This is a genomic window from Binatus sp. (SeqCode) (genome assembly GCF_036522015.1).
Lineage (GTDB): Bacteria > Desulfobacterota > Binatia > Binatales > Binataceae > Binatus.
On sequence record NZ_DATDGQ010000320.1, the window covers coordinates 1 to 10,999 of the forward strand.

Here is a 10,999-nt window from a genome sequence, read left to right on the forward strand (position 1 = left end):
CCCAGCGGCGGCGACGCGGTGAAGCCGAAGGTGATGTCCGAGCCGCCGCCGGCGGCGGGACCGGCTCCTCCAGCGGTTGAGAATGCACGATGGTTCAGGCGAGTCTTTATTTTCTCGAAGAACGGACCGTGCGAAGTCCACTCCGGATTCCACATCCCCACTGCAGGATGTACCGCGGCCGTCGTGCCGAGGTTCTCCAGCTCCGCCCACAGCGGATCGTAAATGGGATGCGTGAAGTAGTGGCCCTCGAGGAACATCGGTCGGATGAACGCGGCGCGAAAACACGGAATCTTCGCGGTGCGGCGAAGCTCCTCGACGGCAAAGTCGATGTTCTGCAGCGGAACCATCGACGCAGCGAACAGCCGGCCCGGTGCGGCTTTGCAGAAATCCGCTATCCAGTCGTTGTAAGCGCGCGCGAGCGCATACGCGACGTCGGGATCCTCTACCAGGTGGAAGCCCTCGGCGAACCAGGTCGGATACAGCAGCGCCTGATCGATGCCCATCGCATCCATGTCGCGCAGCCGCGCCTCCGCGTTCGACGCGCCCACGGTCGCGGCGTGTCGTGTGTCAGGATCGAGTTCGCCGACCTTGTCCCAGGTCAACCCTGGCCGCCAAATAGCGTGGCGTGGGATGTTGGAGTTCATCGTATCGCGGAAGACTTTGCCGTTGACCTTCAGGTAGGAGCCGAGCTTTCCATCTTCACGCCAGAGCGCGAACTTGCCGAGCGTGCGGAATTCCGGATCCAGGTATTTGCTCCACAACTCCGGCGTCTCGACGACGTGCGAGTCGCTATCAAAAACTGCAAACCGCTTGTTCGCCATTGTCGTCCCTCGAAGAATCTAATGCCGCACCGACGCCTGGGGATCGAGCGACCGCTTGACCTCTTCCTCGGTCGGCCACCAGTCGGGACGCTCGATTTCTGTGACTCGATCGGCGATGAACTTTTTGGGCGCATCAATCCTGTACAGCTTGCGCGCGTTGCCGCCGAGGAACTTGGCTTGATACGGCTCGGGCAGTTCGCATTTGCGCATCGTATCTAACGCGCGCCACGCATCGTCGCCGTCGTGATGGTACACGTCGGACGACCACGCCAGGATGTTCTCGTAAAATTCCGGCAAACGCGACGGCGGTGCTTCATCGCCCTCGAAACCGGTGACACAGCGCTCAAAGAATGTCTCGCTTGGCAGTTTCTTCAACGGACGCAACCGCCGTTCGTTGCGATAGAGCTTATAGTTCTTGTCGCATTCGTCCAGGATGAAGCTGAGCCACGTTGACGACGCTTCGAACACCGCCGCCTTCAGCTTCGGAAAGCGGTCGAAGAATCCCGACATCAGGACCATCACGACCCACAACGATGCTTCCGCCTGGAAATCCTGCACGTTAATCAGAAATGAATGCGGCAGGCCCGACGTCGTCGCGGTCAGCGAGATCAGTTCCGCGCCCGAGTGCTGCTCCGTGTAGCCCGGCGGCTTCAACGATCCGAAGGCCGGAAACGGATGCATCCCGTAAACGACGCCGGTCTCTTCCATCGCGCGCCACACCCGATCGTACTTGGGCTGAATCGGATAATTCCCCATCGCATCAATCGGCCGCACCAGGCCAACCCGGCATCCCTTGTCCGCGACGCGATAAACCTCCTGCTCGGCGAACTTGGGATCCTGCATCGGGAGCATCGCGGCGAAATAAAGCCGCTCGGGATTCTCCTGGCAGTACTCGTACGCCCATTCGTTGTACGCCTTGCACATCGCCTTCGCGCCGACGGCGTTCAGTAGCCACGGGTACGTGTCGATGTCGGTCGGAATGATCATCACCTGATCGATACCCTGCACATCCATATCGCGCAGCCGCGGCTTGGGTTCGTAGGAACCCCTGTGATCGATGTACGCAGCCTGCTCTTTGGTGAGCGCGGTCTTGGAATTGAGGTTGCGGACGTTGAGCGCACGCTGAATATCGTGCTTGAGGCCCGGACCCGCGAGCGATAGCACGTTGACCATCCCGGCCGTTCCACCGATACGCTGCGATCCGATTCCCGCGCCGGCCTTGCCATTGACGATTAGCTGATCGGATTCGGCATCGTACCAGATAGTATTTTTCAGGGCCTCATACTCGTCTTTGGTCAGCCAGTCCTTCGCCCGCTCCCAGAGCCATGGCGGCTCCGTCACGTGCGCATCGCAATCGAAGGTCGGGAAGTTTTTGGTCATCGGCGCGAACTTCTGAATCGGCATACCGCACCTCAGCCGCTGCACTCGCGGCTACTCAGTTCATTAGCAAGTTACTATTCAGTCTCGAGCCACGTTTCGGGCATGACGATCGCCCCGTGACGCGCAAAGACCGCGTCGATCTCTTTCATATCCGCGTCAGCGATGGACCATCCGAGCGCGCCGGCGTTGTCGTCGACTTCGCGCGGATTGCGGCATCCCACCAGCGCGGTGCTGATCACCGGATTCGAGAGCGTCCAGCGCAGCGCAAGCTGCGGCAGCGATTTTTGGTACCGCTTCGCGATCGGCTTCAGATCTTCGACCGCGCGCAGGTTGTTGAGAAAGTGATTGGGCCCGAAGAGATGCTGAAACAGGTTGATGTTGCCGAGCTTGCCGCCGCGCGAGCGCCAGTCGCCCTTCTCGAACGCCGATTCCTCGCTGACGGTGCCGGTCAGCATCCCGTAGGCGAGCGAGCCGTAAGCCATCACACCGATGCCGTTTTCTCGGCAGTACGGAAAAATTTCCTTCTGCATGCGCCGATCAAACATGTTCCAGCAGTACTGGACGACGTCCACGCCCCGCGTGCGCGCGCATCTTTCGATCTCGTCCAGCTTAAAGTTTGACAAGCCGACCGCCCTGACTTTGCCTTGCTTCACCAGTTCGTCGAGCGCCTGCATTGGCTCTTCGAAGGGCGTGACTCGATCCGGCCAGTGAATGAGATAGACGTCGACGTAGTCCGTGTTGAGCGCCTTGAGGCTTTTGTCGATCGACTCGACGACGCGCTTGCGAGTGCTGTCGCGATAGTTGGGAGCGTCGGGATAGCCGACGCCGAACTTGGTGGTGATGACCGCTTCCTTGCGTCGCGCGCCGAGTGCTTTCGCCAGCGATTTTTCCGAGGCGCCGAAACCGTACGCCTCGGCGGTATCGAAACAGTTGATGCCGAGATCGAGTGCGCGATTAACCGCCTTGATAAACTCGGACTCCTCGATGCTGCCGTAGCCGCCGCCAATCTCCCAGCATCCGAAGCCGACGGCGGAAATCTGAATCCCGGTTTTGCCAAATGGTCGGAGTTCCATACACCGCCTCCATACCGATCGTTCAAGCGTCAACGCTAGTTCCGATTGAAGTTTTTTTCAATCAAGAAGCACCGGCAGGTACTGTCTTGACCGAATGTGCGCCCACTGGGTCTGAACTCCTTTGCCTAAGGACTGCCCCGTTTGACGTGCACCGCGCCGCGTGGTAGTTTTCAATATTGGTGATTAGGAGCTTTCGCTGCGCGGATACAAAAAGGGTGTTCGACGATCTTCCATCGAAGCCCTTTCAGGCAGTCCATTCGGTCGCGCGGCGTAAGCTGCTGACGCTGAACGCGGCTTCCAGCCTGAACGATCTGAGTGCGGTTCCAGGTAATCGTTTGGAGCCGCTAAAAGGAACGCGAGCCGGTCAGCATAGCATCAGGATTAACGATCAATATCGCGTCTGCTTCGTCTGGCGCGAAAGCGATGCGCACGACGTCGAGATCACCAAACACTACGAATGAGGGCGTAATCACATGGCGCACGAAAAAAGACTACCGCCGATTCATCCGGGCGAGATTCTGCTAGAGGAGTTCCTGAAGCCGCTCGACATGAGCATGAACCAGCTCGCCATCGAGCTGCGCGTACCTGCTAGCCGTATCAATGCGATCGTCGAAGGCGAGCGCTCGATCAGTGCTGATACCGCTCTCCGTCTGGGCCACTATTTCGGAATAAGCCCGGAATTCTGGATCAATTTGCAGGCTACTTACGACCTGCGCATAGCGCGGCGCCAGTTCGAAGAGCAGATCCAGCGCGACATCAGACCGCGGAAAAGCGCAGCATGATGGTCTTTACAGAAGCCTGCTCGCGGTCCTGAGCGAGCGCGATCGCTCTTCTGGGGGCCGCCAGCTATGAGCGCGTGAATTTCGAATTAGAGTACTACCGCACAGCAGCATTGGTTTGACGAGTCGGCGAAGGGTTCGATAGCCTCTATCCGGGCGCTTGAACGATTTGAGATCGATTGGAGGGCCCGCGTGGCACGCGCATTCGACATCAAACCTCTCGACGCGACTTTCGGCGCGGTGGTGACGGGCATAAAGCTCGCCGCCCTCGATGACGCGACTTGGCGCGACCTCTACGCTGCGTGGCTGGAGTACGCGCTTCTGATTTTCCCCGGCCAGCATCTCAGTCGCGACGATCAGGTCGCCTTCGCCAGACGATTTGGACCGCTCGAATTCAGCCTGGCAGCGCTCAGCAACGTAAATGCTGACGGCACCGTGATCGCCGACCCTGACAACGACGTCCTGAAGGTGCTCAAGGGTAACATGGGCTGGCACTGCGACAGCACCTACATGCCGGTGCAGGCCAAGGGCGCCGTGTTCACCGCCGAGATTGTGCCGAACTCCGGCGGCGCGACCGGCTGGGCCGACATGCGGGCCGCCTACGACGCTCTCGACGACGCTCTTCGTGCGAAAGTCGAAAGCCTAGCGGCGCACCACTCGCTTTACTACAGCCAGTCGAAGCTCGGCCATCAGCCGAAGGCAGGTAGTGCGTACAGCGGCTACGGCTTTCACGACGGTCCGGTGCCTTTGCGTCCGTTGGTGAAGATTCATCCCGAGACCGGCCGAAAGTCGCTGGTGATCGGGCGCCACGCCCACAATATTCCGACCATGGACGCTGCCGAGTCAGAGCAGTTCCTCCAGGAGCTAGTGGACTTCGCATGTCGTCCGCCGCGCATCTATCATCATAAGTGGACGCCGGGGGACGCGGTCGTGTGGGACAACCGCTGCCTGCTGCATCAGGGCACGCCGTGGAACATGGCCGAGCCTCGGGTGATGTGGCACAGCCGTATTGCCGGTGACCCGGCGAGCGAGATCGCTGATAATTATCCCGTTGACCAACATGCCGAGGGCAAATCTTTAGCCTAAAGGCCCGAAAAGGAGTGAACCATGTACGACCTGATAATCCGTAACGGCACGATCGTCGATGGAAGCGGGATGCCGCGATACAGGGGCGATGTCGGGATTGAAGGCGGCAAGATCGCTGCGATCGGGAAAATCCACGAGAGCGCGCGCGAGACGATCGATGCGGACGGGCACATCGTGTCGCCCGGCCTGGTCGATGCGCACACGCACATGGACGCCCAGGTTTTCTGGGACGCGCTGGGAACCTCCTCGTGCTGGCACGGCGTCACCTCAGTGGTGATGGGCAATTGCGGATTCTCACTCGCGCCTTGTGGCGAGAAAGACAAATTGCTCGTGATGCGGAACCTGGAACGAGCCGAAGATATCTCGCCGGAAGCGATGCAGGCGGGGATCAAATGGTCCTGGACCACCTTTGCGCAATATCTGAACGCCGTCGATCGCCTGCCTAAAGGGATCAACTACGCCGCCTACATGGGACACTCGGCGCTCCGTACCTATGTGATGGGCGAGCGCGCTTTCGACGAAGAAGCGACGACCGAAGACCTTCAGCTCATGCGCGACGAGCTGCGCGACGGTATCCGGGCAGGCGCGATCGGGTTCACCACTTCGCGCACGAGCAATCACCAGACGCCCGACGGCCGGCCCGTCGCGAGCAGGATCGCCAACTGGAACGAAGTACGACAACTGGTTGGAGTGATGGGCGAGTTGGGCGCCGGGATTTTCGAGATCGCGGGTGAGGACACTGGCTCCGAGGGTCCGCGTCTCGACGATTACCTGGGCCGGCTGAAGTCGCTCGCGGTCGAGAGCTCAGTGCCGGTGACATTCGGAATGTTCAGCTCGCGCAGGGCGCCGAATTATTGGCGCCGATATTTCGAAACCGCGGATGAGACTGCCGCCGCGGGCGGCCGCATGTTCGTCCAGGTCCATAGCCGCTCGCTCAACGTGCTGCTGTCGTTCGAAACCAACATGCCGTTCGATCGAAATCCGGCGTGGCGCGAGATTCGCAGACTGCCGCTGGCAGAACAGGAAGCCGCACTGCGCAATCCGGATGTCCGTCGCAAACTGGTGCAAGCCGCCGGCGAGCGCTCGCGTAGCGAGGAGCGCGCAGTAGGTGCGGAAGCGCGCGGCGCGAACTATAACTGGATCTTCCCGCTCGACCGACCAACCCCGCCGTATCGATCGATCGCCGAGATCGCGGCCGCTGAAAACAAAGACCCAGTCGATGTCATGATAGATCTCGCGCTGGAGAAAAATCTCAAGAAATTCTTCCTCCAGACCCTGGTCAACGAGAATCAGGATCACGTTCTGGAAATGATGAAACATCCGCGGTCCGTGGTGACGTTCTCGGATTCGGGCGCGCACGTGTCGCAGATCATGGACTCCTCATTGCAAACCCACGTGCTCAGTCATTGGGTGCGCGAAAAGGAAGCGCTCACTCTCGAGCAGGCAATCCGTATGCTCAGCTTCGTCCCGGCCTATCACTGGGGTCTGAAGGGTCGTGGACTGCTGCGCGAAGGCAGCTTTGCCGACGTTATCGTTTTCGATCCGGACCGGATCAATCCGCAATTGCCGGAACTGACCTACGATCTGCCCGCAGGCGCGCGGCGGCTGAAGCAGAAATCGGACGGGCTGCTTGCCACCGTCGTCAACGGCCAGGTCGTCCTGCGCAAGAACGAACATACCGGAGCTTTGCCCGGCAAGTTGCTGCGCGGCCCGATGGCGCAAGCGTAAAGGAGCTAGTCGCTCGCACTCGTCGGATTCTTTCGATTCTGAGCTCTGATGACCGATAGATGAATCGGGGCGCACGTCATTGGGTTGAGGTGCGTCTCGGCTATCCGCCCCAACCTCTGCGCGACCAAGTTGAAGCGGTAATTTCTGCGATCTTCGCGGAGACCCTCTGCAAGCGCGACGCGCCCGGCAAGAACCGTTCCTACATGCCGAATTTGCCGTTGTATAGAAGGCGGCTAGTTCTATTATCTTGACCGCGTAACCCGAGCGAGGTCTAGACGGTTATACGATCAGACCGATGGTGCGCATGTTCGAGCGTCTAAAAGCACGTGCTGAGTGGAAGTTCTTCGGCGTTTTGCTGAGAGCAGATCGCCCGCTCGCGATCGCGTGGTGGGCCGCGCTCGGACTGCGCGGGCTGCTCCCAGCCATCTTCGCGATCGCGATGGGCGCGCTCGTGGGCGCCGTGCAACGCGGCAATCCGCTCGCCGCGCCGCTGGTCGCCGTCGGCGCGGTGTTCGTACTACTTCAGATAACGCCGCCGTTCCACCATGCGGTTGGCTCGAACCTTGGCAGCCGGGTCGCCGCCTGGCTCTACGACCAGTTGACCATCGCATGCGTCACGCCGCCGGGCATGGGACATCTCGAAGACCCGCGTCTTACGACGGACCTCGCGATGGCACGCGACTTCGACCTTGGAATCAGCGGACCGCCGATGAGCATCTCGATGGACTTCATCGCGTCGGGATTGGTCGAGATGGTTGGAGGGCTGCTATCTGCCGTGGTGCTGGCGGCATACGCATGGTGGGCGCCTCTTCTGCTCGCAGGCGCGTGGCTCGCGACGCATTGGCTGCTGCGCGAGAGTGGAGTCTGGCGCGATCGCAATACCGACGAGGTTCGCGAGGCGCAGCGCCACGCCGACTACGCCTATCGACTAGCCGTCGATCCGCCGGCCGCCAAGGAATTGCGGCTGTTCGGACTGGCAGCGTGGACGATCGAGCGGTTCACTTCGCGACGACGACGCCTGTTCGATCTTCGCTGGGAGGCGACGCGACTCCGCGAGCAGCCCGTGCTCTGGAGCGTGCTGCTGGTCCTGTCCGCCAACCTGATCGTGTTCTGGGCGATAGCAACAGACGCCGCCGCCGGACGAATCCTCGTAGGCCACGTCGTTACATTCGCCAGCGCCGCAGTCAGCACGAGCATGATTGCTTTCGGCGGATTGTCCTGGGCTCTCGACGGTGCCGCGGCGCCCGCCGGCGCAGTGCTTCGCCTGCAAGACGCGATGGCTCCTGCCGGGAATCTTGTAAGCGGCAACCGAGTAGCGCAGCACTTGCCGGCGTGCGAAATCCGGTTTCGAAACGTGAGCTTCGCGTATCCCACGACGGCAGACCGGGTGCTGGCAGGATTTGACCTGACGATTCCGGCCGGTTCGTCGTTGGCAATCGTCGGCCAGAATGGAGCAGGCAAGACCACTCTGGCCAAGTTGCTGTGCCGCCTCTATGACCCGGATGAAGGCGCGATCGAGATCGATGGCGTCGATCTGCGCGAGCTCGACATCGACGCATGGCGCGAGCGGGTAGCGGCTGTATTTCAGGACTTCATCAAGTTTGAGCTGCCGCTGCGCGATAACGTTTCTCCCGCCGGCGCGCCTGACGCCGCGATCGAGCAGGCGCTCGTGGATGCGGGCGCGGCACATCTCGCCTCGCTCGACACAGTGCTCGCCCGCGGTTACCAGGGCGGCACCGATCTGTCCGGCGGTCAGTGGCAGCGGATTGCCCTGGCCCGTGCGCTGTGTGCGGTGAAGCTTGGCGCAGGTGTCGTGCTGCTCGACGAGCCAACCGCGCAACTCGACGTGCGGGGCGAGAGCGAAATCTTCGATCGCATCCTCACCGCAACGAATCACGCTACCACCATCTTGATATCGCATCGGTTCTCGACCGTGCGTCATGCGGATCGCATTTGCGTGCTCGAACACGGCCGCGTGATCGAACTCGGCACCCATGACGAACTGATGGCGGTCGGCGGACGCTACCGCACGATGTTCGAGTTGCAGGCGTCGCGCTTCGGCGACACCGGGGACGGCACCGAAGAAGGAGTTGCGCTCGATGAGCCCGCATGACGATATGCCCGCCGCGATTCCCGCGATGTGGCGCGCGCTCAAGCGCGGCTATCAGGCGGAGCCTCGCCTGCTGACGGTTGCTTTCGGGCTGTCGCTGTTGGCGGCGCTGCCCGACGCACTGTTGGCGCTATGGTTGATGCTGCTGGCCAACGGAGTGACCGGCCACGATCGCTTCGAGGTGATAGCGTCCGCGATGGGGCTTGGCGTGTCTGCAGTCGGTACCTGGTTCCTGCGCGTGACCAGCGATCGCGTTCAGCGCCGCTTCCGCGACCGCCTGACGATCGCGCTCGAGTCTCACGTCGCAAGGCTGCAGGCCACCGTCCCAACTATCGCGCATCACGAACGTCCCGAATACCTCGACCGGCTCGCAGTGCTTCGCGACCAGGTTTTCGTTCTCGATCACATGTACATGTCGCTGTTCTCGACCTGCGGATGGATCCTGCGGCTCGGTGTGACGGTCGTATTGCTGATGTCGATTAGTCCGATCCTCGCGCTGCTGGCCGCATTCGCGCTGCCTACGGTGCTGACCTCGACCTGGCGCCCCGGTATCGAGCGCGCCGCGGAAGAGCGTGGCGCATCTGCGAACCGCCTCGCACGACATCTGTTCACGATCGCCACGACTGCTCCTCCAGGGAAAGAGGTGCGCGTCACGCGGATTGGAAATCGCCTCGTGAAATTGCGCCGCGCGGCATGGGAGCGCTGGTACGGACCAGTGGCATCCGCGCGTTGGGGCAGTGCGGCGTGGCACACGGTCGCGTGGCTGATTTTCGGCGCGGGCTTCGTCGGCGCGATTGTGTACGTAGCGGTGGGACTCCGCGCGACGTCCGGACAGGTGCTGCTGGTGCTGGCCGCGGGCTCGCGGTTGTCGGCCTACATCGGCGCGACTGTCGGGGAAATCGGATTTCTGCGCGGCATCTGGCTCGACGGTTCCCGCCGGCTGGCGTGGCTGGAGGACTATGCTGCCGCGCTGACAGAGCATGCGGACACGCCCGCGCCCGACCGTCTCGTCGATGGCATCCGCCTCGAGCACGTGTCGTTCGCGTATCCGGGCACGACGCGCCAAGTGCTCGAAGATGTGAGTCTCGATCTGAAACAAGGTAGTGTGATTGCGGTCGTCGGAGAGAACGGCGCCGGCAAGAGTACGCTGGTCAAGCTGCTGGCCCAGCTCTACCAGCCCGACCAGGGACGAATCCTCGTCGATGGAGTCGACCTGGCTCGAATTCCGGTTGACGATTGGCGCGAACAGGTCGCGGGAGCGTTCCAGGATTTTTTCCGGTTTGAGTTTCTCGCGCGCCACACGGTGGGACTCGGCGACGTCCCGCGACTCGACGATGAACCTGCCGTGGTTGCTGCGGTCAATCGTGCTGGCGCCGATGACGTAGTGGAGCATCTGAATTCCGGCCTCGATACGCAACTCGGTCCGAGTTGGCCCGGCGGTTTCGAAGTGAGCTTTGGACAATGGCAGAAGCTGGCGCTTGCGCGCGGCTTCATGCGCGATCACCCTCTCCTGCTCGTCCTCGATGAACCCACCGCGGCGCTCGACGCCGAGACCGAACATGCGTTGTTCGAGCGCTACGCCGCGGCCGCTCGAAGTGAGCGGCGCGATGGCAGCTCCGGCAACGGACGTCAGGGTCAAATCACGATTCTGATATCGCATCGATTCAGCACCGTGCGGATGGCAGATCAAATCGTCGTGCTGGACGGCGCGCGTGTCGCGGAAGTAGGGACTCACGAAGCGCTAATGGCGAAAGGCGGACAGTACGCTGAGCTCTACGGAATTCAGGCCGCGGCGTATCGATAAGGCGCTACCCCTCCGACCCCAACCTGCTCGTCGAGGTCTGCCACGGTTCACATAGCCTCGTCTCAGCGGATAGACCGCGGATCGATTCCGCGATGCTCGCGCAGCGATTGCTGGGTAGCGATCGACAGTATGAGCGCCTCGCGCGCGCGCTCGGGGCTAAGCAGGGCAGCGTCCGCTTTGCCCGCGATGCAATCGGCGAAAAGGCGGAGCTCTTGCTC

9 protein-coding genes are annotated in these 10,999 nt (G+C 61.5%); 6 read left to right on the forward strand and 3 right to left on the reverse strand.

The genetic code is table 11. The features are described 5' to 3' along the window. The 3 genes from VIW95_RS13510 to VIW95_RS13520 form a co-directional block, all read right to left on the reverse strand. Nucleotides 1–821 (reverse strand): amidohydrolase family protein (locus VIW95_RS13510; RefSeq protein ID WP_331587362.1); only part of this gene is annotated, 821 nt, incomplete at its 3' end. An 18-nt stretch (nt 822–839) separates the two neighbouring features. Then, nucleotides 840–2,225 carry an amidohydrolase family protein gene (locus tag VIW95_RS13515; protein WP_331587364.1) on the reverse strand — a complete coding sequence of 462 codons (1,386 nt, stop codon included), beginning with the start codon at nt 2,223–2,225 and terminating at the stop codon, nt 840–842. Nucleotides 2,226–2,275: 50 nt separating this feature from the next. Further along, nucleotides 2,276–3,274, reverse strand: a complete 999-nt coding sequence (locus VIW95_RS13520; RefSeq protein WP_331587366.1) for an aldo/keto reductase — start codon at nt 3,272–3,274, stop codon at nt 2,276–2,278. A 215-nt stretch (nt 3,275–3,489) separates the two neighbouring features. On the opposite strand from VIW95_RS13520, the gene VIW95_RS13525 reads away from it, so the two are divergent. The 6 genes from VIW95_RS13525 to VIW95_RS13550 all read left to right on the forward strand — a co-directional run bounded on the left by VIW95_RS13525 (nt 3,490) and on the right by VIW95_RS13550 (nt 10,781). Next, on the forward strand, nt 3,490–3,735 hold the full coding sequence (locus VIW95_RS13525) for a type II toxin-antitoxin system RelE/ParE family toxin (RefSeq protein WP_414645293.1): 246 nt from the start codon (nt 3,490–3,492) through the stop codon (nt 3,733–3,735). Nucleotides 3,736–3,747: 12 nt separating this feature from the next. Continuing rightward, nucleotides 3,748–4,056 (forward strand): HigA family addiction module antitoxin, encoded by a 309-nt coding sequence (locus tag VIW95_RS13530; RefSeq protein WP_331587370.1) that lies wholly within the window; start codon nt 3,748–3,750, stop codon nt 4,054–4,056. Nucleotides 4,057–4,245: 189 nt separating this feature from the next. Continuing rightward, the gene (locus VIW95_RS13535; protein WP_331587372.1) at nt 4,246–5,139 is read left to right on the forward strand and encodes a TauD/TfdA family dioxygenase; all 894 of its coding nucleotides are present in this window, start codon (nt 4,246–4,248) and stop codon (nt 5,137–5,139) included. 21 nt (nt 5,140–5,160) lie between these two features. Then, the gene (locus VIW95_RS13540) at nt 5,161–6,867 is read left to right on the forward strand and encodes an N-acyl-D-amino-acid deacylase family protein (RefSeq protein WP_331587374.1); all 1,707 of its coding nucleotides are present in this window, start codon (nt 5,161–5,163) and stop codon (nt 6,865–6,867) included. Between the two features lie 295 nt (nt 6,868–7,162). Next, nucleotides 7,163–8,980, forward strand: coding sequence for an ABC transporter ATP-binding protein (locus tag VIW95_RS13545; protein ID WP_331587376.1), 1,818 nt, complete (start codon nt 7,163–7,165; stop codon nt 8,978–8,980). Next, entirely contained in the window at nt 8,967–10,781 is a 1,815-nt protein-coding gene (locus VIW95_RS13550) for an ABC transporter ATP-binding protein (protein WP_331587378.1), read from the forward strand. The genes VIW95_RS13545 and VIW95_RS13550 overlap by 14 nt, the downstream gene beginning before the upstream one ends. Nucleotides 10,782–10,999: the final 218 nt, after the last annotated feature.

Excerpts from the sequence above, each read along its gene's own strand:
- VIW95_RS13520 (WP_331587366.1), bottom strand. The coding sequence starts at position 3,274 with ATGGAACTCCGACCATTTGGCAAAACCGGGATTCAGATTTCCGCCGTC.
- VIW95_RS13515 (WP_331587364.1), bottom strand. The coding sequence starts at position 2,225 with ATGCCGATTCAGAAGTTCGCGCCGATGACCAAAAACTTCCCGACCTTC.
- VIW95_RS13540 (WP_331587374.1), top strand. The coding sequence starts at position 5,161 with ATGTACGACCTGATAATCCGTAACGGCACGATCGTCGATGGAAGCGGG.
- VIW95_RS13530 (WP_331587370.1), top strand. The coding sequence starts at position 3,748 with ATGGCGCACGAAAAAAGACTACCGCCGATTCATCCGGGCGAGATTCTG.
- VIW95_RS13545 (WP_331587376.1), top strand. The coding sequence starts at position 7,163 with ATGGTGCGCATGTTCGAGCGTCTAAAAGCACGTGCTGAGTGGAAGTTC.
- VIW95_RS13550 (WP_331587378.1), top strand. The coding sequence starts at position 8,967 with ATGAGCCCGCATGACGATATGCCCGCCGCGATTCCCGCGATGTGGCGC.